The sequence below is a fragment of the Hydrogenophaga pseudoflava NBRC 102511 genome (genome assembly GCF_001592285.1).
GTDB classification, from domain to species: domain Bacteria; phylum Pseudomonadota; class Gammaproteobacteria; order Burkholderiales; family Burkholderiaceae_C; genus Hydrogenophaga; species Hydrogenophaga pseudoflava.
The window spans coordinates 104,955-128,468 of the sequence record NZ_BCWQ01000009.1; the positions used below are offsets into that span (position 1 = coordinate 104,955).

General features: G+C 67.9%; 19 protein-coding genes. 15 read left to right on the plus strand and 4 right to left on the minus strand.

The genetic code is table 11. The annotated features are described in order from the left end of the window. Positions 1-2 precede the first annotated feature (2 nt). The gene (gene xdhB / locus HPS01S_RS12550; protein WP_066156364.1) at positions 3-2,312 is read right to left on the minus strand and encodes a xanthine dehydrogenase molybdopterin binding subunit; all 2,310 of its coding nucleotides are present in this window, start codon (positions 2,310-2,312) and stop codon (positions 3-5) included. Further along, on the minus strand, positions 2,309-3,811 hold the full coding sequence (gene xdhA / locus HPS01S_RS12555; RefSeq protein WP_157576296.1) for a xanthine dehydrogenase small subunit: 1,503 nt from the start codon (positions 3,809-3,811) through the stop codon (positions 2,309-2,311). Before xdhA ends, xdhB begins: the two co-directional genes overlap by 4 nt. 95 nt (positions 3,812-3,906) lie before the next feature. On the opposite strand from xdhA, the gene HPS01S_RS12560 reads away from it, so the two are divergent. The 14 genes from HPS01S_RS12560 (at position 3,907) to HPS01S_RS12625 (ending at position 20,393) form a co-directional block, all read left to right on the plus strand. Beyond that, the gene (locus tag HPS01S_RS12560; protein ID WP_066156369.1) at positions 3,907-4,860 is read left to right on the plus strand and encodes a LysR family transcriptional regulator; all 954 of its coding nucleotides are present in this window, start codon (positions 3,907-3,909) and stop codon (positions 4,858-4,860) included. A 29-nt stretch (positions 4,861-4,889) separates the two neighbouring features. Next, positions 4,890-6,437: an ABC transporter ATP-binding protein gene (locus tag HPS01S_RS12565; RefSeq protein WP_066156373.1), complete on the plus strand. Its 1,548-nt coding sequence runs from the start codon at positions 4,890-4,892 to the stop codon at positions 6,435-6,437. Then, positions 6,424-7,479: an ABC transporter permease gene (locus HPS01S_RS12570; protein ID WP_066156378.1), complete on the plus strand. Its 1,056-nt coding sequence runs from the start codon at positions 6,424-6,426 to the stop codon at positions 7,477-7,479. The genes HPS01S_RS12565 and HPS01S_RS12570 overlap by 14 nt, the downstream gene beginning before the upstream one ends. A gap of 12 nt (positions 7,480-7,491) precedes the next feature. Then, positions 7,492-8,412, plus strand: coding sequence for an ABC transporter permease (locus HPS01S_RS12575; protein WP_066156381.1), 921 nt, complete (start codon positions 7,492-7,494; stop codon positions 8,410-8,412). Positions 8,413-8,478: 66 nt separating this feature from the next. Further along, positions 8,479-9,633 carry a BMP family ABC transporter substrate-binding protein gene (locus HPS01S_RS12580; RefSeq protein ID WP_066156384.1) on the plus strand — a complete coding sequence of 385 codons (1,155 nt, stop codon included), beginning with the start codon at positions 8,479-8,481 and terminating at the stop codon, positions 9,631-9,633. 129 nt (positions 9,634-9,762) lie between these two features. Next, positions 9,763-10,830 carry a Rieske 2Fe-2S domain-containing protein gene (locus tag HPS01S_RS12585; protein WP_066156387.1) on the plus strand — a complete coding sequence of 356 codons (1,068 nt, stop codon included), beginning with the start codon at positions 9,763-9,765 and terminating at the stop codon, positions 10,828-10,830. 14 nt (positions 10,831-10,844) lie between these two features. After that, entirely contained in the window at positions 10,845-11,852 is a 1,008-nt protein-coding gene (locus HPS01S_RS12590; protein ID WP_066156390.1) for an adenosine deaminase, read from the plus strand. Positions 11,853-11,923: 71 nt separating this feature from the next. Beyond that, entirely contained in the window at positions 11,924-13,468 is a 1,545-nt protein-coding gene (locus HPS01S_RS12595) for a glycosyltransferase family protein (protein WP_066156393.1), read from the plus strand. Between the two features lie 73 nt (positions 13,469-13,541). Next, positions 13,542-14,615, plus strand: a complete 1,074-nt coding sequence (locus HPS01S_RS12600) for a BMP family ABC transporter substrate-binding protein (protein WP_066156396.1) — start codon at positions 13,542-13,544, stop codon at positions 14,613-14,615. 74 nt (positions 14,616-14,689) lie between these two features. Continuing rightward, entirely contained in the window at positions 14,690-15,964 is a 1,275-nt protein-coding gene (gene guaD, locus HPS01S_RS12605; RefSeq protein WP_066156401.1) for a guanine deaminase, read from the plus strand. Positions 15,965-16,001: 37 nt separating this feature from the next. After that, a complete protein-coding gene (gene dcd / locus HPS01S_RS12610; protein WP_066156404.1) occupies positions 16,002-16,571 on the plus strand; it encodes a dCTP deaminase in 570 nt (189 codons plus the stop codon). Between the two features lie 170 nt (positions 16,572-16,741). Next, positions 16,742-17,845, plus strand: coding sequence for a fatty acid desaturase (locus HPS01S_RS12615; RefSeq protein ID WP_066156408.1), 1,104 nt, complete (start codon positions 16,742-16,744; stop codon positions 17,843-17,845). A gap of 113 nt (positions 17,846-17,958) precedes the next feature. Then, entirely contained in the window at positions 17,959-18,858 is a 900-nt protein-coding gene (gene ypfJ, locus HPS01S_RS12620; protein ID WP_066156411.1) for a KPN_02809 family neutral zinc metallopeptidase, read from the plus strand. 68 nt (positions 18,859-18,926) lie between these two features. Beyond that, positions 18,927-20,393 carry a DEAD/DEAH box helicase gene (locus HPS01S_RS12625; protein ID WP_066156413.1) on the plus strand — a complete coding sequence of 489 codons (1,467 nt, stop codon included), beginning with the start codon at positions 18,927-18,929 and terminating at the stop codon, positions 20,391-20,393. 11 nt (positions 20,394-20,404) lie between these two features. On the opposite strand, the gene HPS01S_RS12630 is transcribed toward HPS01S_RS12625, so the two are convergent. After that, positions 20,405-21,235 (minus strand): symmetrical bis(5'-nucleosyl)-tetraphosphatase, encoded by an 831-nt coding sequence (locus HPS01S_RS12630; RefSeq protein WP_066156416.1) that lies wholly within the window; start codon positions 21,233-21,235, stop codon positions 20,405-20,407. Positions 21,236-21,244: 9 nt separating this feature from the next. Between HPS01S_RS12630 and HPS01S_RS12635 the strand changes: the two genes are divergently transcribed. Further along, positions 21,245-22,543 carry a hemolysin family protein gene (locus HPS01S_RS12635; protein ID WP_066156419.1) on the plus strand — a complete coding sequence of 433 codons (1,299 nt, stop codon included), beginning with the start codon at positions 21,245-21,247 and terminating at the stop codon, positions 22,541-22,543. On the opposite strand, the gene HPS01S_RS12640 is transcribed toward HPS01S_RS12635, so the two are convergent. Then, positions 22,530-23,423, minus strand: a complete 894-nt coding sequence (locus HPS01S_RS12640; RefSeq protein ID WP_066156422.1) for a LysR family transcriptional regulator — start codon at positions 23,421-23,423, stop codon at positions 22,530-22,532. The two genes, HPS01S_RS12635 and HPS01S_RS12640, sit on opposite strands and share 14 nt — an antisense overlap. Positions 23,424-23,514 lie beyond the last annotated feature (91 nt).

The following is a 23,514-nucleotide window of genomic DNA, read 5'->3' on the forward strand; positions in this document are numbered from 1 at the left end:
GATCAGGCCAGGCTGTTCAGCACCTCTTCGGCCGTGGCCGGCGCGTTCATGGCCTCCGGCCGCCCGCCGGCCTGGGCCACGGCGTCGCGCAGCGCCTCGAACACGCTGATCGCCAGCATGAACGGCGGCTCGCCCACGGCCTTGCTGCCGTGCACGTTGTCCTCGCGGTTGGGTTCGGGCCAGAGGTCCACCTTGAAGTGCGCGGGGATGTCGCCCGTGGCCGGGATCTTGTAGGTGCTGGGTGCGTGGGTCTGCAGGTAGCCCTTGCCATTCCACACCAGCTGCTCGGTGGTCAGCCAGCCCATGCCCTGCACGAAGCCCCCTTCGATCTGGCCGATGTCGATGGCCGGGTTGATGCTGCGGCCCACGTCGTGCAGGATGTCCACGGCCAGCACGCGGCTCTCTCCGGTCAGCGTGTCGATGGCGACCTCGGTCACCGCCGCGCCGTAGGCGAAGTAGTAGAAGGGCCGGCCCAGCATGGTGACCTTGTCGTAGTGGATCTTGGGCGTGCGGTAGAAGCCGTCGCTCCAGAGCTGGATGCGGTTGGCATACGCCGCGCCCACCACCGATTCCCAGCTGCGCGTGGTCTTCTCGGTGATGACCTGCCCGTTTTCGAAGCGCACCGCGCCCGCGCCCACGCCGTCCAGCCCGGCCACGAAGGCCGCGAGGTTCTGGCGCACCTGGCGCGCGGCGAACTGGGCCGCACGGCCGTTCAGGTCGGTGCCGCTGCTGGCGGCGGTGGCGCTGGCGTTGGGCACCTTGCTGGTGTCGCTGGCGGTGCTGAGCACGCGCTCGAAGGGCACGCCCAGCTCGTCGGCCACGATGGCCGCGACCTTGGTGTTCAGGCCCTGGCCCATCTCGGTGCCGCCGTGGTTCACCTGCACGCTGCCGTCGGTGTAGACGTGCACCAGCGCACCCGCCTGGTTGAACAGCGTGGCGGTGAAGCTGATGCCGAACTTGACCGGCGTCAGCGAGATGCCGCGCTTGATGACCGGGCTGCTCGCGTTCCACTGCGCGATCTGCTCGGCGCGCTCGCGGTAGCCGCTGGTGAGCGCCAGCTGCGTCATGAGCGGTTCGAGGATGTTGTCTTCCACCGTCATCTGGTAGTGCGTGACGTTGCGCTCGGTGATGCCGTAGAGGTTGGCCAGCCGCACGTCCAGCGCGTCGATGCCCAAGTGGCGCGCGATGTCGCCCATGATGCGTTCGATGACGATCACGCCCTGCGGGCCGCCGAAGCCGCGGTAGGCGGTGTGGCTCTGGGTGTTGGTCTTGCAGCGGTAGGAGTGGATGGCGACGTCTTCGAGGAAGTAGGCGTTGTCGGCGTGGAAGATGGCGCGGTCGGCCACCGGGCCCGAGAGGTCGGCGCTGAAGCCGCAGTTGGCCAGCATGTCCAGCTCCAGCCCGCAGAGGCGGCCGCGGTCGTCGAAGCCGACGCGGTAGCTGTAGGCGAACGGGTGGCGCTTGCCGGTGACCATGAAGTCGTCGTCGCGGTCCAGGCGCAGCTTGACCGGCCGGCGCAGCTTGTTCGCGGCGATGGCGGCCCACACCGCCAGATGCCCGGCCTGCGTCTCCTTGCCGCCGAAACCACCGCCCATGCGCCGGCATTCCACCGTGACCGCGTGGTTGGACAGGCCCAGCGCGTGCGAGACCCAGTGCTGCACCTCGCCCGGGTGCTGGGTGCTGCTCCAGACCCACCACTGCTGCTGCTCCAGCGGCAGCACGTAGGCGATCTGGCCTTCGAGGTAGAAGTGTTCCTGACCGCCGACCTCGAACGCGCCGGCCAGCGTGTGCGGCGCCTTCTGCAGCGCGGCCGCCGCATCGCCGCGTGTCACGTGCACCGGCGGCAGCACATAACTTTGCTTGGCATGCGCCTGCTGCGGCGTGAGCACCGGCTCCAGCGCCTCGATGTCCCACTTCACCAGGCGGGCCGCGCGGCGCGCGGTCATCACGTCGTCGGCCACGATCAGGCCGCCGACCTGACCCAGGAACTGCACCGTGCCCTGAGCGAAGACGGGTTCGTCGTGGGCGAAGGCGGCGAGCATCTGGTCCCCCGGGATGTCGTCGGGACCGATGAAGGCATGCACGCCGGGCACGGCCAGGGCGGCGGAGGCGTCGATGCCTCGGAGCACCCCGTGCGCCACCGGCGAGCACACCGGCGCGGCGTGCAGGGTGCCGCGCACCTCGGGGATGTCGTCGATGTAGGTGGCGGCGCCGGCCACCTGGGCGCGGGCGCTTTCGTGAAAGCGCGAGACGCCGGCTGCGGTGGTGGCGGGCGTGTTGTCCACCACGAGCTTGAGATCCGGTGCGTTCATGACAGGGCCTCCAGGGTCTTGAGGCTTTCGAGGTTGATGGCCTGCTGCCCCTGGCTTTCCAGCCAGAAGCGGCGCAGCAGGTTGCCCAGCACCGTCTGGCGGTAGGCGGCGCTGGCGCGCATGTCGCTGATGGGCTGGAACTCGGCGCGCAGGGCGGCGGTGGCGGCCATCACGGTGTCCTCGTTCCAGGCCTGGCCGAGCAGGGCGGCTTCGGTCTGGCGCGCGCGGGCGGGCGTGGCGGCCACGCCGCCGGCACCGATGGAGACCTGCTGCACCACACCGGCTTTCACCGTCATCTGGATGGCCAGACACACCGCCGAGATGTCGTCGTCGAAGCGCTTGCTGATCTTGTAGACCTTTTCCAGAGCGTGCCCGGTCGGCCGGGGCACCTTGATCCAGCACAGCAGCTCATCCGGGCGCATCACGTTCGTCCGGTAGCCGGTGTAGAGGTCTTCCAGGCGCAGTTCGCGGTGGGCGATCTCGCCGCCGGCTTTCGTCTTCTTCCAGCGCATCAGCACCACGCTGGCACCGAGCGCGATCAGCAGCGGCATGGAGTCGCCGATGGGCGAGCCATTGGCCACGTTGCCGCCCAGGGTGCCCGAGTTGCGCACCGGCAGGCCGGCGAAGCGCTGGCTGAAGGTCTGCAGGTGCGGGCGCTCCTTGACCAGCGCGGCAAAGGCGTCGGTCAGGGTGACGGCCGCGCCGATGGCGATGTGGTGCGGGTAGGTTTCCACACGCTGCAGCTCGCGCGCGGCGGTCACGTCCAGGATCTGCGGGAAGCGCTTGTGCATCTTGGTGACCCACAGCCCCACGTCGGTGGTGCCGGCCACCACCTGGGCCTGTGGGTGCGCGGCGCGGGCCTGCAGCAGGTCGGACAGCGAGGTGGGGCGCAGGTAGGGCGTGTCCGCCGCCGGCTTCTTTTTCTTCAGTTCACGCAGAGCGGCCACTGTGGCCGCCTCGTCCACCGTGCAGCCGGCGGGCAGGGGCAGGGCGCCCATCTGCTGCGCCGCGTCCAGGATGGGCCGGTAGCCGGTGCAGCGGCAGAGGTTGCCCGAGAGGTCGGCCTGCGCCTGCTCGCGGGTGATGCCCTGGCCGCCGCCGGTGTTCTGGTACAGGCCGAACAGGCTCATCACGAAGCCCGGCGTGCAGAAACCGCACTGGCTGCCGTGGCAGCGCACCATGGCTTCCTGGGCGGGGTGCAGCTCGCCCGACGGCGATGCGATGTCCTCGGCCGTGTACACCGCCATGCCGTCCACCGAGTGCGCCAGACGGATGCAGCTGTTGATGGCCTTGTAGGTCAGCCGGCCGTCCACCGCCTCGCCCAGCACCACGGTGCAGGCGCCGCAGTCGCCCTCGCCACAGCCTTCTTTGGTGGCGCTCAGGTGCAGGTCTTCGCGCAGCAGGTCCAGCAGGGTGCGGTCGGGCGCCACATCGTGGACCGTCACGGCTTCGCCGCGGCGCAGGAATCTCAGGGTTTGCCCGGGTTTTTTTGCATTCATGCGGCTCAGCATAGCGCCGGGGGGCGTGGCACAACATATGCTCAGGCGTATGGCGAGAATGCCGGAACCTCCATCCGCGCGCATGAGCTCCGGGTATGAAATACGTCTCCATGTTCGACAAGATTGACCTGCACCTGATCCGCGTGCTGCACACCGTCCTGACGGAACGCAGCGTGTCGCGGGCAGCCCTGCGGCTGGGCATGTACCAGCCGGCGGTCAGCGCCTCGCTCAAGCGCCTGCGCGAACTGGCGGGTGATCCGCTTCTGGTGCGTTCGGGCGCCAGCATGGTGCCCACGGTGGCGGGGCTGCGCATGATCGAACCGGCGGCCGAGATCCTGCGCAGCGCGGAAATGCTGTTCTCCGACGCCCGCGCCTTCGACCCGGCCACCGCGCGCCAGACCTTCAGCCTGGCCGCCAGCGACTACCTGGACCCGCTGTTCCTGCCGCAGCTGGTGACGCAGGTCAAGACCACGGCGCCGAACTGCGGCATCGACATCCACCCGCTGTCGGCCGACGCCGATTACCGCGCCCACCTGGCCCAGGGCCACTACGACGTGGTCATCGGCAACTGGCCCAAGCCGCCGCAGGAGCTGCACCTGGGCCGGCTGTTCGGTGACGAGGTGGTCTGCCTGGTGGCCAACCACCACCCGGCCGTGCGCCGCGGCTGGGACATCGAGGCCTGGCTGGCGGCCGAACACATCGCGCCCACGCCCACCCACCCCGGTGCCCGGGGCTTCATCGACGAACACCTGGCCAGCCAGGGCCTGGTGCGCAACGTCACCGCACGCTGCCCGCACTTCGGCCTGATCCCGGCCATGGTGGCGGGCACCCTGCTGGTGCTGACCACCGGTCGCCAGTACGCCGAGCGCTACGTTGGCGCGCTGCCGGTCCAGGTGCTGCCGTGCCCGGTGGAGTTCCCGCGAATGATGTATTACCAGCTCTGGCACGAGCGCACCCACGCCTCCAGCGCGGGCCGCTGGCTGCGCGAGCAGATCAAGACCGTGGCGGCCTCGCTGCGGCGCGCCGACCCCGAGGCCGCCGCGGCCTGACCCCACCCACAAACGAGAAGGAGATCGCCTTGACGACCCCCCGACTGCAGCTGACCGGCATCACCAAGCGCTACCCCGGCGTGGTGGCCAACAGCAATGTGTCGCTTTCTGTCGCCCCCGGCGAGGTGCACGCCGTGCTGGGCGAAAACGGTGCCGGCAAATCCACGCTGATGAAGATCATCTACGGCTCGGTCAAGCCCGACGAGGGATCGGTGATGTTCAACGGCAAGCCGGTGCACATCCGCAACCCGCAGGAAGCGCGGGCGCTGGGCATCAGCATGGTGTTCCAGCACTTCAGCCTGTTCGACACCATCACCGTGGCCGAGAACGTCTGGCTCGGCCTGGACAAGTCGCTCACGCTCAACGAGGTGACTGCCAGCATCGACGCCACGGCCGCCGAATACGGGCTGGACATCGACCCCAAGCGCCCGGTGCATACCCTGAGCGTGGGCGAGATGCAGCGGGTCGAGATCATCCGCGCCCTGCTGACCAGCCCGCAGCTGCTGATCCTGGACGAACCCACCTCGGTGCTGACGCCGCAGGCGGTGGAAAAGCTGTTCGTGGTGCTCAGGAAGCTGGCGTCCGAGGGCTGTTCCATCCTCTACATCAGCCACAAGCTGCACGAGATCCGCGAACTCTGCACCGCCTGCACGGTGCTGCGCGGCGGCCAGGTCACGGGCGTGTGCAACCCGCAGAACGAGAGCAATGCGTCCCTGTCTCGCCTGATGATCGGCGCCGAACCGCCGGAGCTGGAAGCGCGTGCGCTCAACGCGGGTGCGGCCGTGCTGCAGGTGCAGAACCTCACGCTGGCCAGCGACGACCCCTTCGGCACCCACCTGCACCAGATCGCGCTGACGGTGCGGGCCGGTGAGGTGGTGGGCATCGCGGGCGTGTCGGGCAACGGCCAGGGCGAGCTGCTCCAAGCGCTCTCGGGCGAAGACAGGCGCGCACCGGCCGGCAGCATCCGCGTGCTGGGGCAGGACGCCTCGCGCCTCCCGCCGGGCCGTCGGCGGGCGCTGGGCCTGCACTTCGTGCCCGAAGAACGCCTGGGCCGTGGCGCGGTGCCCACGCTCTCGCTGGCGCAGAACCTGCTGCTCTCGCGCCGCGACGCCGTGGGCGCGGGCGGCTGGCTCAAGCTGGGCGCGCTCAAGGCGCAGGCCGAGGACATCATCGCCCGCTACAAGGTCAAGGCCAACGGGCCGGGCGCGGCGGCCAAGTCGCTCTCGGGCGGCAACCTGCAGAAGTTCATCGTCGGCCGCGAGATCGAGGCCAGGCCGAAACTGCTCATCGTCAGCCAGCCCACCTGGGGCGTGGACGTGGGCGCTTCGGCGCAGATCCGCGGCGAGATCCTCCGGCTGCGCGACGCCGGTTGCGCGGTGCTGGTGGTCAGCGAGGAGCTGGACGAACTGTTCGAGATCAGCGACCGCCTGCACGTGATCGCCAAGGGGCGCCTGTCGCCCAGCATCGACCGCGCCGACGCGACGGCCCCGCGCATCGGCGAATGGATGTCGGGCCTGTGGGACGACGCCGCACACCACCACAACAAGAACGAGGAGTCTGCCCATGCTGCGGCTTGAAGTCCGTCCCCAGCCCTCGGCGCGCTGGGGCTATGCCTCGCCGCTGCTGGCGCTGGCCATCACCGTGGTCATCGGTGTGATCCTGTTCGTAGCCCTGGGCAAGGACCCGGTGCGCGGGCTGCAGGTGTTCTTCTGGGAGCCGGTCAAGAGCACCTACGCGCTGTCCGAGCTGATGGTCAAGGCCACGCCGCTGCTGATCATCGCGCTCGGGTTGGCCGTGTGTTTCCGCTCCAATGTCTGGAACATCGGCGCCGAGGGCCAGTACCTGATCGGCGCCATCTTCGCGGCTGGCGTGGCGCTGACCGCCGACAAGACCACCGGCGGCTGGATCGTGCCGGCCATCATCGTGGCGGGCATCGTCGGCGGCATGTTGTGGGCCGGCATCACAGCGCTGCTGCGCGACCGCTTCAACGCGAACGAGATCCTGGTCAGCCTGATGCTGGTCTATGTGGCCATACAAGTGCTCAACTACCTGGTCTATGGCCCCTGGAAAGACCCCATGGGCTACAACTTCCCGCAGACCAAGACCTTCGAGTCGGTCACGCAGATCCCCAAGCTCATGCAGGGCTCGCGGGTGAACGTGGGCCTGCTGCTGGCGCTCGCCGGAGTGGCGGCGGTCTGGGTGTTCCTGTTCCGCACCTACTCGGGCTTTGCCCAGCAGGTGGGCGGTCTGGCGCCGGCGGCGGCGCGCTACGCGGGCTTCTCCTCGCGCAAGGCACTGTGGATCGCGCTGCTCACCTCCGGTGGCATGGCCGGGCTGGCGGGGGCGCTGGAGGTGGCCGGTCCCATCGGACAGCTCACGCCCTATGTGCCGGCGGGATACGGTTTCGCGGCCATCATCGTGGCCTTCGTCGGCCGCCTGCACCCGGTGGGCATCGTGTTCTCGGCCATCCTGATGAGCATGTTCTACATCGGCGGGGAGCTCGCGCAATCGCGCCTGGGCCTGCCCAAGTCCATCACCGGCGTGTTCCAGGGTCTGCTGCTGTTCGCGCTGCTGGCCTGCGACACGTTGATTGCCTACCGCGTCGTGTGGAAGAAATAAGGAGTCGCTGACATGGAATCCACCGCACTCCTCATCGCCGCCTCGCTCAATGCCGGCACCGTGCTGGCCATCGCCTCGCTGGGCCTGCTGATCAACGAGAAGGCCGGCATCGTCAACCTGGGGGCCGAAGGCATGATGCTCTGCGCCGCCCTGGCGGGCTTTGCCACCGTGGTGCACACCGGCAGCACGGTGGCCGGCTTCGCCGCCGGCATGGCGGCGGGCGCGTTGCTGGCGGCCATCTTCGGCGGGCTGGTGATCTGGCTCAACACCAACCAGTACGCCACCGGGCTCGCGCTGTCGCTGTTCGGGGCCGGCTTCTCGGCCTTCGCCGGCACGTCCTACGTGCAGGAAAAGCTGCCCGAGCAATCGACCTTCGCGATCCCCCTGCTGGCCGACATCCCCTTCATCGGCAGCGCGCTGTTCCGGCACCACCCCATGGTCTACGTCTGCGTGGGCCTGGTCTTCGGGCTGATCTGGTTCCTGTTCCGCACGCGCGCCGGTCTGGTGCTGCGCAGCGTGGGCGAGAGCCCCGAATCGGCGCACGCGCTGGGTTACCCGGTGCGCCGCATCCGCCTGCTGGCCGTGATGGCCGGCGGCGCGCTGTGCGGTCTGGCCGGCGCCTACGTGTCGACCGTCTACACCCCGCTGTGGGTGGAGGGCATGATCGCCGGCAAGGGCTGGATCGCGCTGGCCCTGACCACCTTTGCCACCTGGCGCCCGGCACGCGTGTTGCTTGGGGCCTACCTGTTCGGTGGCGTGACCATGCTGCAGTTCCACCTGCAGGGCATGGGCGTCAATGTGCCGAGCCAGTTCCTGACCATGATGCCCTACCTCGCCACCATCGTTGTGCTGGTCCTGATCTCGCGCAACCCGACCTGGATCCGCGTCAACATGCCGGCCTCGATCGGCAAGCCGTTCTACCCGGGCTCCTGAGCTGGTGCCGGTTCATAATCATTCACTGTTCGTTTCATTTCACTCCCAACCCACCAAGAGGTTTCCATGACCGACCTGAACAAGCGTTCCCTGATCAAGCTGGCGGCCCTGACGGCTGTGGCCAGCGCGGCCCTGATCGGCTGCGGCAAGAAGGAAGAGGCGGCCGCGCCGGCGGCTGCGCCCGCACCGGCCCCGGCCGCCGCGGAGGCACCCAAGGCCGAGCCGCTGAAGGTCGCCTTCGCCTACGTCGGTCCCGTCGGTGACGGCGGCTGGACCTTCGCCCACGACAACGGCCGCAAGGCCCTCGAAGCCGAGTTCGGCGACAAGATCGTGACCAGCTTCGTCGAGAACGTGCCCGAGAGCGCCGACGCCGAGCGCGTGATCCGCGACCTGGCCAGCCAGGGCAACAAGCTGATCTTCGGCACCACTTTCGGCTACATGGAGCCCATGCTCAAGGTCGCACCCGACTTCAAGGACGTGAAGTTCGAGCACGCCACCGGCTACAAGACGGCCGAGAACCTGCGCACCTACGACAGCCGCACCTACGAAGGCGCCTACATGGCGGGTGTGATCGCCGGTTCCATGACCAAGTCCAATACCCTGGGCGTCGTGGCCTCGATCCCAATTCCCGAGGTGATCCGCAACATCAACAGCTTCACCCTGGGCGCGCAGTCGGTGAACCCCAAGGTCAAGACCAAGGTGGTCTGGGTGAACGGCTGGTTCGATCCGCCGAAGGAAACCGAAGCAGCCACCTCGCTGATCAACGGTGGCGCCGACGTGCTGATGCAGAACACCGACTCCTCGGCCGTGCTGCAGACCGCCGAGAAGATGGGCAAGCGCGCCTTCGGCTGGGACTCCGACATGACCGCCTACGGTCCCAAGGCCCACCTGGGTTCGGCTGTCATCAACTGGGGGCCGTACTACATCAAGTCCGTCAAGGACGCGCTGGAAGGCACCTGGGCCACCGGTGGCGTGTGGTGGGGCCACAAGGAAGGCGCGATCGACATGGTCTCCATCGCCGAAGACGTGCCGGCCGAAACCAAGGCCAAGATCGACACCATCAAGGCCGGCCTGAAGGACGGTTCCTTCTCCATCTGGAAGGGCCCGATCGTGGGTCAGGACGGCAAGGAAGTGCTGGCCAAGGACGCTGTGGCCGATGACAAGTTCCTCGGCGGCATCAAGTTCTACGTCAAGGGCGTTGAAGGCAAGCTGCCGAACTGAGCCCACCCCTGCCGCGCCGAAGGCGCGACCCCCTCCAGGGGGCGGCACCTGCAGGCCGGCACAGCCGGACCTGCGGTGCCCTGGCCCAAAGCCGCTGCACCCGCAGCGGCTTTTTTTCTTGGAGGTCATGTGATCGAAAGACAACTCTGGCACCCGGTTATCGCGGGCATCCACCTGCGCGATGCGCCGCAGGCGGTGTCGCTGCTGGGGCAGGACGTCGTCCTGTGGCGCGAGCATGGCCACGAGGGACAGCCCGGCGTGGTGCACGCCTGGGCCGACCGCTGCCCGCACCGGGGCGCGAAGCTGTCGCTGGGGCGGGTGCTCACGCACCTGCACGGCGCGCGGCTGGAGTGCCCCTACCACGGCTGGCAGTTCGCGGGCGATGGCGCCGCGGCGCAAGGCCACCACGGTGCGCCGGTGTCCGTGGGGCGCTGCGTGCACGTGCCGGCAGCCCCCGCCTTCGAGCCCCCCGCCGCGCACTGCGCCCAGGCGTTCGAGGCGCAGGAGCGCCATGGCCTGGTGTGGGTGCGGCTGGAGCGGCCCGACCTCTCGCAGCTGCCCGCCTCGCTGGCGCAGCCGCCCGCGTTCGAGCCCTGGGACGATCCCCTGTGGCGGCAGGTGGTCTGCGGACCCTACGCGGTGGAGACCAGCGCGCCGCGGCTGGTGGAGAACTTCCTGGACCTGAGCCACTTCGGCTTCGTGCACGAAGGCTGGCTGGGTGCGCGCAGCCACGCGCAGGTGGACACTGGCCGGGTGGACGAGGACGCCGACGGTGTGCATGCGCGCGAATGCAAGGCCTGGCAGCCCAGGGGCTACGCAGGCGCGGAAGAGGGCGGCTGGGTGGCCTACCGCTACGAGGTGCCACACCCCTTCGCGGCCATCCTGCGCAAGGACGCGGCCGAGGGCGACCCGGTCAGCAATGCCATCGCACTGTTCATCCGCCCCGACGGATCGGAAGCCTGCACCGCCTGGTTCGCCATGGCCACGCTGGGCGACCTGAGCGACGACGAAGAGCTGCGCGCCTTCCAGGACGCGGTGTTCGCGCAGGACAAGCCCATCGTCGAATCGCAGCAGCCCCGGCGCCTGCCCATCGGCAAGGACGGCGCCATCCCCGAAGTGCATGGCCCCGCCGACCGCATGTCCAGCGCCTACCGCCGTTACCTGGCCCGCACCGGCATCTCGCTGGGTGTGTGCTGAACCGAAAGGACCCCATGAACGCCATCGAACTCGCCCGTGCCATCCCCAAGGCCGAACTGCACATCCACATCGAAGGTTCGCTCGAACCCGAACTGATCTTTGCCCTCGCGCAGCGCAACGGCGTGCCGCTGGCCTACCCCAGCGTGGAGGCGCTGCGCGCGGCCTACGCCTTCACCGACCTGCAGAGCTTCCTGGACATCTACTACGCGGGTGCCAGCGTGCTGCTGAAGCCGCAGGACTTCCACGACATGGCCTGGGCCTACTTTCTGCGCGCCAAGGCCGACAACGTCGTCCACACCGAGCTGTTCTTCGACCCGCAGACCCACACCGCGCGCGGCGTGCCCATGGCGACGGTGATCGAGGGGCTGTCCGGCGCGTGCAAGCGGGCGGAGTTCGAGCTGGGCATCAGCTCGGCGCTGATCCTGTGCTTCCTGCGCCACCTCAGCGAGGAAGACGCCTTCGCCACGCTGGAGGCGGCGCTGCCGTACCGCGGGCACTTCATCGGCGTCGGGCTGGATTCGAGCGAAGTCGGGCACCCGCCCGAGAAATTCGAGCGTGTGTTCGCGCGCTGCCGCGAGCTGGGTCTGAAGCTCGTGGCCCACGCGGGCGAGGAGGGACCACCCGAGTACATGTGGCAGGCCATCGACCTGCTGAAGGTGCAGCGCATCGACCACGGCGTGGCCGCGCTGCAGGACCCGCTGCTGATGGCCGAGCTGGCCCACACCCGGATGCCGCTGACCGTGTGCCCGCTCTCCAACCTCAAGCTCTGCGTGGTGGACGACCTGCGCGACCACCCGCTGAAGAAGATGCTGGACGCTGGCCTGTGCGCGACGGTCAATTCGGACGATCCAGCCTATTTCGGCGGCTACATGAACGCCAACTTCGAACAGACGGTGCAGGCCCTGGACCTCAGCCGCGAGGACGTGGTCCAGTTGGCGCGCAACAGCGTGGAGGCCAGCTTTGTCTCCGAGCAGCGCCGGAGTGAGATGTTCGACCGCATCGCCGCGTGCGCTGTGGGCTGAGGCCGCCTTAAGCGTTTCCAAAGTGTCGCGACCCACAATTTCGCCCATTCGTTTGGCGAAGGAGTGGGGCGGTGACGATTCGCAAGACGGGGCTGCCGTGGCAATGGCTGCCTGTGTTGGCCGTGCTGGCCTGGGCCCTGTTCCTCAGGCTGGACTACTTTGCGCCCGGGCGTTCCCTCTGGCTCGACGAGGCGATGCTGGGGGTGAACATCCAGCGCCAGAGCCTGTCCGGTCTGGTGCAGCCGCTGCTGTACGACCAGGCCGCACCACTCGGATTCCTCCTGCTCCAGTGGCTGATCCACCACCTGCTGGGTGGCTCCGACGACCTGTTGCGGGTGGTCCCTCTCCTGGCCGGTCTGGCCCTGCTGCCGATGGTGTTCCTGCTGGCGCGCCAGGACGGCAGCAGGCCCTTCGCCTGGTTGGCCCTGGCGCTGGTGGCGCTGGCGCCCGAGCATGTGCGCTACAGCAGCGAACTCAAGCAGTACTCGCTGGATGCGCTGGTGGCGGCGTATCTGATGTGGTGTTTCGGCGAGGCACTGAAGCAGCCAGCCGAGTCGCGGGCGCGCACACGGCTGGCCCTGTCCGGTGCGCTGGCGGTGTGGTTTTCCCATCCGTCGGTATTCGTGCTGGCCGGGCTGGGCGGCGCGGTGGTGTCGCTGCACTGGCGCGAGCTGCGCGCCCCGTCGTTTCTCCGCTCCTGGGGCGGCGTGGCCACCGCCTGGGCGATCAGCTTCGCGGTGCTGTACCTGCTGCACCTTCGTCATGTGGCGGCCAACCCGTCCCTCATCGACTTCTGGCGCCGCAGCTTCGCGCCGCTGCCGCCCTGGTCGCACTGGGGCTGGTACCGGGCGAGCCTGTCGGGCGTTCTGAACCATCTGTTCTCTTTTCACGCGGGCGCGGTGCCGTCGCTGTTGCTGCTGGTTGGGGGCGCGTCGCTCTGGGTGCGCCGACGGCCCCTGGCCCTGGCCATGGTGCTCACGCTGGTGGCCACGCTGGTCGCCTCGGCGCTGTCGCGCTACCCGTTCCACGGGCGGTTCCTGCTGTTCATGATGCCCGCCGCTGCCCTGGCGCTGGCCGAAGGGGTGGAGCGCTGCCGTCAATGGCTGCCCGACCGGCACCCGGGGCTGGCAGGCAGCGTGTACCTCGGACTGGCCAGCCTGCTGCTGTTCCATGCCGTTGACCTTGACAGGCAGCATCTGCGGGACCACCCGGTGATGGAGGAGATCAAGCCGCTGATGAAGGAGGTGGCTGACCACCGGCGCGTTGGGGACCAGATCTATGTGTACTACGGCGCGGTGCCCGCGTTCTCCTTCTACGCAGCGCGGTACGGGTTCGAAACCGGCGAGTTTGTTGAAGGGACTTTTCACCGCTGGGAGCCGGCGCTCTACCTGAGCGAGATCGATCGTGCGCTGGGCGCGGGCCGGACCTGGTTCGTCTTCAGCCACAACTGCAACCACTGCCGGCCGCGCGTCAGGGTCAACGAGCAGCGTTTCATCCTCGACCACGCGGACCGCCGGGGAGCGCTGATCGAACAACTGGACGGCCCCGGCACCACGGCCTACCTGTACGACCTCGGACCGCCACGGTCCGACCCGGGGCTGGCAGCACACCGGTAAAATCACGTTCCAGCGAGCCGGTGCTTCCCCGGCTCGCTTTTTTTGTCTTCCGGAAGCCATGTAGAGGACCACCATGTACAAAAACCTCGCTGCCGCGCTCGCGGCCGCCTGTTTTTTCTCCCCCGCTTTTCCCCAATCCACGGCGCCGGTCAAGGCCGCGTTCGTCTACGTCGCGCCACTCACCGACGCCGGCTGGGTGCGCCAGCACGACCAGGGCCGCCTGGCCGTGGAGGCCGCGCTGCCTGGCCAGGTCAAGACCAGCTACGTCGAGAACGTGGCCGAAGGCCCGGACGCCGAGCGCGTGATCCGCGACCTGGCGATGCAGGGGAATCAGATCATCTTCACGCCCAGTTTCGGCTACATGGAACCCACGCTGAAAGTGGCGCGCGAGTTCCCCAACGTGAAGTTCGAGTCGGTCACTGGCTACAAGACCGCGCCCAACGTGGCGGCGTCCAATGCGCGCTATTACGAAGGCCGCTACCTCGCCGGCATTGCCGCCGGCCGCATGGCCACGCAGGCCGGTTACGTGGCGGGGTTCCCGATTCCCGAGGTGTTGCAGGGCATCAACGCCTTCACCCTGGGCATGCGTTCGGTGAATCCCCAGGCCACCGTGCGCGTCGTGTTCCTCGGTGAGTGGTTCAACCCGCCGCGCGAGCGCGACGCGGCCATGAGCCTGATGAACCAGGGCACCGAGGTACTGGCCTTCCACACCGGCTCCAATGCGGTGATGGTGGCCGCGCAGGAGCGCGGCAAGCTGGCCGTGGCCTACCACTCCGACATGCGCAAGGTCGCGCCGGACGCGCAGGTCGCTGCCGTCACCCACCAGTGGGGCGACTACTACACCCGCCGCGTCAAGGCCGTGCTGGACGGCAGCTGGAAGAGCGCACAGGTCTGGGGCGGTGTGCGCGAGGGCATGATCCGCGTCGACAGCTTCGGCAGCAAGGTGCCGGCCGCCGTGCAGGCCGAGGTGCTGGCGCGTCAGAAAGACATGGCCAACGGCCGGCTGACGGTATTCGCTGGGGGCAAGACGGGTGTGAAGGACAACGAGGGCAAGACCATGATCGCCGCCGGCCAGTCGCTGGACGATGGCGCCATCCTGGGCATGAACTGGCTGGTCGAGGGCGTGGCTACGAAGCTGCCGCGATGACCCGCGCCGCCAAATGGTGACTATGTGGCAGGCGCTATGCTGCCGGTCCCTGGAGCCGCTAAGCTCCGGGGGCGATGAAAGCCTACCGTGCCGCCCTCCTGAGATTCGATGACCAAGGCCTGCCGCTCTACGACAGCGACGGCCTGCTGGTCGTCGGCCCCGATGCCACCGGTCGCAAGGTGGTGCGCGCCGCGGGCAGCCACGACGCACTCATCGACCGCTTGGCCGGTGTCGCTGTTGAAGACCTGCGCGGCCACCTGATCGCGCCCGGTTTCATCGACCTGCACGTGCACTACCCGCAGACCGACGTGATCGGTGCACCGGCCTCCGGCCTGCTGCCCTGGCTCGAGAACTACACCTTCCCGCACGAGAGCCGTTTTGCCGACAAGGCCTATGCCCGTGGCGTGGCCGAGTTTTTCTTCGACGAACTGGCGCGCCATGGTGTGACCACCGCGCTGACGTTTGCCACTTCGCACCCGGTCTCGGTGGACGCCGCCTTCGAAGCCGCCCAGGCGCGCGGTCTGCGCTTCATCACCGGCAAGGTGCTGCAGGACCGCCACAGCCCCGACGGTGTGCGCGACCAGACCGGGCAGAGCCTGGCCGACACCGAGGCACTGATCCGGCGCTGGCACGGTGTCGACCGCCTGGGCTACGCCATCACCCCGCGCTTCGCCCCCACCAGCAGCGACGCGCAGCTGCGCGGTGCCGGCGAGCTGGCGGCGACATACAGCGATGTGTGGATCCAGTCGCATGTGGCGGAGAACCGCGACGAAGTGAAATGGGTGGCCGAGCTGTACCCGCAGGCCCGCAGCTACCTGGGCGTGTACGGCGACTTCGGCCTGCTGCGCGACCGTGCGGTCTATGCCCACTGCATCCACCTGGATGCGCACGACCGCATCCTCATGCGCGAGACCGGTGCGGCGGCGGCCGTCAGCCCCACCAGCAACCTGTTCCTGGGCAGCGGCTTCTTCGACTACGCCGCCGCCGACGCGGCCGGCATGCGCTACGGCCTTGCCAGCGATGTCGGTGGTGGCACCAGCTTCTCGCCCTTCCACACCATGCTGGCGGCCTACTACGTGGGGCGCGAGGGCCATACCAAGCCGGGCCTGAGCCTGACGCCCGGCCAGCTCTGGTGGCAGCACACGGCCGGCGCTGCGCGCGCACTGGGCCTGGAGGGGGTGGTGGGCAACCTCACCCCGGGTCATGAAGCCGATTTCGTGGTTCTGGATCCGAAGGCCACGCCGCTGCTGGAGCGCAAGACCGCACAGGCCGATTCACTGGATGAGCTGCTGTTTGCGCTGATCGTGCTGGGCGACGACCGCCTTGTCGCAAAGACCGTGACGGCGTGATCCTTACAATCTGCGGCTTACCTCCGGAGCACGCAGCATGAGCATCAAGAGCGACAAATGGATCCGCCGCATGGCCGAGCAGCACGGCATGATCGAGCCTTTCGAGCCGGGCCAGATCCGGCAGAACGCCGCGGGCCAGAAGATCGTCAGCTATGGCACCAGCAGCTACGGCTACGACATCCGCTGCGCACCCGAATTCAAGGTCTTCACCAACATCCACAGCACCGTGGTGGACCCGAAGAACTTCGACGAGAAGAGCTTCGTCGACATCAACTCCGATGTCTGCATCATCCCGCCCAACAGCTTCGCTCTGGCGCGCACCGTGGAGTACTTCCGCATTCCGCGCAGCGTGCTGACCATCTGTCTGGGCAAGAGCACCTATGCCCGGTGCGGGATCATCGTCAACGTCACGCCCTTCGAGCCCGAGTGGGAAGGCTATGTGACGCTGGAGTTCTCCAACACCACGCCCCTGCCCGCCAAGATCTACGCTGGTGAAGGCTGTGCCCAGGTGCTGTTCTTCGAGAGCGATGAGGTCTGCGAGACCAGCTACAAGGACCGGGGCGGCAAGTACCAGGGGCAAGTGGGCGTGACCTTGCCCAAAACCTGAGACGGCGTTCTCTAGACGGAAAAACCCATATTTTCGGCTTGACTTTTGTCAGGCAGGTTTCATCGCTGCCCGATAAAATCAAGAGGTTTGTCCGATTCCACCCCAATCCGGTGCGAAATTGCCCTTCCAAATGATGCCCGTCTGCCGGGCGCCCGCTTTTCTCGACCAGCATGTCCGAATCCACCTCCGCCGCTTCTTCGCCTGAACCGATTCCCCTCGGGCAGCCCCTGCCTCACCGCAAGGTGATCCGGGGCTGGCTGACGCCGATCGCCGAGCAGCGCACGGCCATGGGCATCGTTCTGCTGGCCGTCGACTGGGCGGTCTTCCTGGCGCTCATCGTCGGCACGGTGCTGCTGGACGCCTGGTGGGCCAAGCTGCTGTGCGGCCTGGCCGCGGGCTTCGTGATCGGGCGCCTGTTCATCATCGGCCACGACGCCTGCCACCAGAGCTACACGCCGCACCGGGGCCTGAACCGCATCCTGGGCCGCATTGCCATGGTGCCCTCGCTCACCCCCTACAGCCTGTGGGAAGTCGGCCACAACGTGGTGCACCACGGCTACACCAACCTCAAGGGCGTGGACTTTGTCTGGGCCCCGCTGACCAAGGAAGAATTCGAGGGGCTGACCCCGGGTCGCCGCCTCATGGAGCGCATTTACCGCAGCGGCTGGGGTCCTGCGCTGTACTACCTGGTCGAGATGTGGTGGAACCGCATGTATTTCCCGCGCAAGACCTACATGGGCACCAGCCGCCCCGAATTCACGCGCGACGGCGTGTTCGTGACCGTCTACGCCGCGCTGTGGATCGCCGCACTGATCGGTGCCGCCTACGCCACCGAACAGTCCGCCTGGGCCCTGGTGGGCTACGGTTTTGTCATCCCGTTCCTGTTCTGGAACGCGATGATCGGCTTCGTGGTCTACGTGCACCACACCCACACGGCGGTGCAGTGGCACGACGACAAGCACGCCTGGGCCAAGGCCGCGCCCTTTGTGTCCACCACCGTGCACCTGACCTTCCCGATGAAGATCGGCGCGTTGATGCACCACATCATGGAACACACGGCGCACCATGTGGACATGAGCGTGCCGCTGTACAAGCTCAAGAACGCCCAGAAGCTGCTGGAGGACACGCTGCCCGGCCGCATCATCATCCAGCGCTTCTCCTGGCGCTGGTACTTCGAGACCGCGCGCAAGTGCAAGCTCTACGACTTCACGCGCCGCTGCTGGACTGATTTTCAGGGCCGTCCCACCAGCGATTTCAAGCCGGCTGTGGCCTGAAATCCTCAGCCCCGGTACTTTCTCAAGCGCTGCCTCGGCAGCGCTTTTTGTTGCTGCTTTCGTTTGCATAATGTGGCAATGGCCCCGCCACAGGCGGCCCGAGGAGCAGCGCGATGAAATGGGAAAACAACCGCCAGTCGGACAACATCGAGGACCGCCGCAACCAGCCGGGAGGCGGCATGTTCGGTGGTGGTGCGCCGCGCCGGGTGGGCGGCAGGGGCATCGGGTTCGGCACCATCGTGATCGCGCTGATCGCGGGCTGGATCTTCGGCATCAACCCGCTGACCATACTGGGGGCGCTGGGCGACGGTGGTGAGCTGGTGTCCGGCCCTGCTCAGACGGCACCGGCGGGGAGCACCGACAGGCCGGACGATGAGATGGGGCGCTTCGTCTCCTCCGTGCTGGCTGGCACCGAGGATGTCTGGACCGCCATGTTCCAGCAGGGTGGTGCCCAGTACCAGCAGCCCCGGCTGGTGCTGTTCCGGGGCGCGACACCCACGGCCTGCGGGACGGGGCAGTCCGCCATGGGACCGTTCTACTGCCCGGGCGACCAGAAGGTCTACATCGATCTGAGCTTCTACGACACCCTGCGGCGCCAGCTGGGTGCGCCGGGCGACTTTGCCCAGGCCTATGTGATCGCGCACGAGGTGGGGCACCACGTGCAGAACCAGATGGGCCTGACGGAAAAGATGGAGCAGGCCCGGCGCCGTGTCAGCGAGCGCGAATACAACGCGCTGTCGGTGCGGCTGGAGCTGCAGGCCGACTGTTTTGCCGGCATATGGGCGCATCACAACCACAAGAACAAGGCCATCCTGGAACCCGGCGACATCGAGGAAGCGCTGAATGCGGCGGCCGCCATCGGCGACGATGCCCTGCAGCGCAAGAGCCAAGGGCAGGTGGTGCCGGACAGCTTCACCCACGGCACCAGCGAACAGCGCCAGCGCTGGTTCCACAAGGGGCTGGAAACCGGCAGCGTGCAGGCCTGCGACACCTTCAACACGCGGGCCCTCTGAGTGCCGCTGCCCAACATTTGGGCAATCAAGGGTCAAAGTGAGACAATAGGTGGCTAACCTGAAAGTCCATGACCCAATCCTTTTCCGAACTCCAGCTCTCGCCCAACCTCGCCCGCGCCATCGCGGAAATGGGCTACGAGAGCATGACACCCATCCAGGCGCAGGCCATTCCGGTCGTGCTGCAAGGGCGCGACGTGATGGGTGCCGCGCAGACCGGCACCGGCAAGACGGCGGCCTTCTCGCTGCCCCTGCTGCAGCGCATGCTCAAGCACGAGAACGCCTCCACCTCGCCCGCACGCCACCCGGTGCGCGCCCTGGTGCTGCTGCCGACGCGCGAACTGGCCGACCAGGTGGCCGACCAGATCAAGCAGTACGCCAAGCACACCCAGCTGCGCAGCACGGTGGTGTTCGGCGGCATGGACATGAAGCCGCAGACGCTGGAGCTCAAGAAGGGTGTCGAGGTGCTGGTGGCCACGCCGGGCCGTCTGCTGGACCACATCGAGGCCAAGAACTGCGTGCTCAACCAAGTCGAGTACGTGGTGCTGGACGAGGCGGACCGGATGCTGGACATCGGCTTCCTGCCCGACCTGCAGCGCATCCTGAGCTACCTGCCCAAGACCCGCACCACGCTGCTGTTCTCGGCCACGTTCTCGCCCGAGATCAAGCGCCTGGCCAGCAGCTACCTGCAGGACCCAATCACCATCGAGGTGGCCCGCTCCAACGCCACGGCCTCCACGGTGGAGCAGCATTTCTACCGCGTGGACGACGACGACAAGCGCCAGACGCTCAAGCAGATCGTCAAGGAGCGCGGTGTGACGCAGGCCTTCGTCTTTGTCAACAGCAAGCTCGGCTGCGCGCGCCTGGCCCGTTCGCTGGAGCGTGAGGGTCTCAAGACCACGGCCCTGCACGGCGACAAGAGCCAGGACGAGCGCCTGAAGGCGCTGGATGCCTTCAAGAAGGGTGAAGTCGACCTGCTGGTCTGCACCGATGTGGCCGCGCGCGGTCTGGACATCAAGGACGTGCCGGCGGTGTTCAACTTCGACATCCCGTTCAACGCCGAGGACTACGTGCACCGCATCGGCCGCACGGGCCGCGCCGGCGCCTCGGGCCTGGCCGTGTCCTTCGTCAGTGGCAAGGACACGCGCCTGATGGCCGACATCGAGAAGCTGATCGGCAGGAAGCTTGAGCTCGAAGCGCTGGAGTTGGAGTCCGACCGCAAGCCGGCGGGCCGTTTCAACGACGGCCAGCGCGCCTGGCGCGAGGGCGACGACGAAGGTCGCCGCGAGATCCGCCAGGCCCGCGAAGCGCGCGAGCCCCGTGAACCGCGCGAAGAACGCCGTGCATCGCGTCCGGCGCGTGCGCCTGCTGACCCGCTGTTCGACAAGCCCTATGAGCCCGCCCTGGCGGCAGACGCCAAGCCGTCCTGGGAGGCCGCGGCAAAACCGGCGGCCACCAGCCGCCTGTCCCCCAACATCAAGTCCCGCAAGAAGGTGCCGGCGCTGTTCAAGGCTTCGGCTCCGGCGGAAAACACCTGAGCCCGCGGGGCTCAGGCGCCCGGCTTCTGGGCCTGCGCGCAGCGCACGCTGATGCGTTCGGCATCGCCGTCGGACCCGATCCGGGCCGCGGTCAGGCAGCCGCCCCACACGCACCCGGTGTCCAGCGCCAGCAGATCGTGGCGCGGCACCTCGCCCAGGGTGGACCAGTGCCCAAAGGCGATGCGGGTGCCCTCGGTGCGCCGCTGCGGTACATCGAACCACGGCATGAAGCCCGCAGGCGCTGATGCCGCGCTGTCCTTGGTCTCGAACTCCATCACACCGTCGGCGCTGCAGAACCGCAGCCGCGTGAGCGCGTTCACGATCACGCGCAGCCGGTCGAGCCCGTGGAGCTGCTCGCTCCACCGGTCGGGCCGGTTGCCGTACATGTTGTGCAGGAACACGCCCCAGTCCGGACCGCGCAGCTCGCCCTCGAGCTCGGCCGCCAGGGCCAGCGTCTGCGCCGCGTCCCACTGTGGCAACACACCCGCATGCACCATGAGCCAGCCCTGCCTTTGCAGCGCCAGGGGGCGTGCGCGCAACCAGTCGAGCAGGGCGGCCCGGCTGGGGGCCTGCAGGATGTCGTCCAGCGTGTCGCTGCGGTGCGGCTGGCGCACGCCGTGCGCGACCGCCAGCAGGTGCAGGTCGTGGTTGCCCAGCAGGCAGTCGGCGCAGCCCTCCAGCGACATCATGCGCCGCAGCACCGCCAGCGACTGCGGTCCGCGGTTGACCAGGTCGCCCAGCAGCACCAGCGTGTCGCGGCTGGGTGAAAACGCGATCTCGTCGAGCAGGCGGGCCAGGGCGTCGTCGCAGCCCTGCACATCGCCGATCAGGTAAAGTGCCATCGCCCGATTATGGATACCCTGCTGATCATCTTTCTCACGCTGCTCAACGGCGCGTTCGCAATGTCCGAGATGTCCCTGGCGGCCAGCCGCAAGGCGCGCCTGGTGGCGATGGCAGAGGTGGGCGACAAGGGCGCACAGACAGCGCTGCATCTGCTGGAACACCCCACGCAGTTCCTGTCGTCGGTGCAGGTGGGCATCACTTCCATCGGCATGCTCAACGGCATCGTCGGCGAGGCGGCGTTCAGCGACGATCTGTCGGCCTGGATCCGCACTTTCGGCGTGGCTGATGGCACCGCCCAGGGCGTGGCCACTGCGATCGTGGTGGCGGTCATCACTTTCGTGACCATCGTGTTCGGGGAACTGGTGCCCAAACGCATCGGTCAGCTGTACCCCGAAACCGTGGCCCGCTGGGTCTCGCGCCCGATGGCCTACGTCGCCAAGGGGGCCAAGCCCTTCGTCTGGCTGCTCACGCACACCACGCAGTGGGTGCTCAAGCTGCTGCGCATCGACACCAGCGCGCAGCAGATCGTGACCGAAGAGGAAATCAACGCCAGCCTGGAAGAGGGGGTGGACGCCGGCATCATCGAGGCGCACGAGCACCAGATGGTGCGCAACGTGTTCCTGCTCGACGACCGGCAGCTGATCTCCATCATGGTGCCGCGCGCCGACATCCACTGGCTGGACGCCGCCGACAGCATTGAGGGCGCCGCGGCCCAGGCCTGGTCGGTCGGGCACTCGTGGTACCCGGTGTGCCGCGGCGGGCTGGACGATGTGGTGGGTGTGATCCACCTGCCCCGCCTGCTGGCCTTGCGCGAGGCGGGCACGGCCGGAACCATCGGTGAACATGCCCAGCCCGCCACCTTCGTGCCCGAGACCCTGACCGGCATGGAACTGCTGGAACAGTTCCGCGAGCGGGCCACGCGTATGGCCTTCGTGGTGGACGAGTACGGTGTGGTGCAGGGGCTGATGACGCCCATGGACCTGCTCGAGGCGATCACTGGCGAGCTGTCGCCCGAGCGGCCGGTGGACGCCTGGGCCACGCCCCAGGCCGACGGCTCCTGGCGCGTGGACGGTGCCATGCCCGTGGCCGAGCTCAAGGCCCGCCTGGACATTGATGAGCTGCCGGACGAGGACAAGGGCCGCTACAACACCGTGGCCGGCCTGATGCAGGCCGAGGCCGGCCAGTTGCTCGCGCAGGGCGAGGGCGTCGACTGCGCGGGTTGGCACTTCGAGGTGATCAAGCTCGAAGGCCGGCGCATCGACCAGGTGCGCATCAGCCCCTTGGCCCAGCCCCTCACCGATGGGTGAACAGCCAGTCCTTGAAAGCCTGCGCCGCTGCTGACAGGCGCTTGCCGCGCGGCACCACCACGTGCCAGCGGCGAATGAGCGGGAAGCCCCTCACGTCCAGCTGAACCAGCTCGCCCAGCGCAAGCTCCGCCGTCACCGTGTGGGCCGACAGCACGGCCAGGCCCAGGCCGCCGGCCACGGTCTGCTTGATCGCCTCGTTGCTGCCCACCTCCAGCCGGTTCTTCATCGTGATGCCGTGGTCGGCAAAGAACTTCTCCGACGTCAGGCGCGTGCCCGAACCGGGCTCGCGCAGGATAAACGGCTCGCTTCTCAGCCGTTCGGGGGCGATGCGCTTCTTGCCCACCAGGGGGTGGTCGGGCGGCGCCACCAGCACCAGCGGGTTGTCGGCAAAGGCCTCGCTGACCACGTCCATCTGATCGGGCGGCTGGCCCATGATGTAGAGGTCGTCCTCGTTGCCCGCCAGGCGCTGCAGCAGCTTCTCGCGGTTGCCCACCACCATCGCCACGTCGATGCCCGGGTGCGCCGCGCAGAAGCCGCCGAGCAGCTTGGGCACGGTGTACTTCACCGTGGTCAGGATGGCCAGCTTGACGCTGCCGCGCTCGACCCCCTGAAGCGCGGCGAGGTCTTCGCCCAGCCGTTCCATGCGCGCCTCGATGTCCTCGCAGGCCGCAGCCAGCGTGCGGCCGGCAGCGGTCAGGTAGATCTTCTTGCCCAACTGCTCGAACAGCGGCTGGCCCACCGATTCCGACAGCTGCTTGACCTGCAGCGACAGCGTGGGTGGCGAGAGGTGCAGCGCCTCGGCGGCGCGCGCGAAGCTGCCGTTCTGCGCGACGGCGTGAAAGATGCGCAACTGGTGCAGGGTGGCGTGCCGCAGACTCACGGGGGTGTCCAGTATGATTTGAAAATCAGAACATCATCGTCAGAACATTTTACTTTTATTTATTGTTCAGGAGGTCAAGAATCCGCTCCAT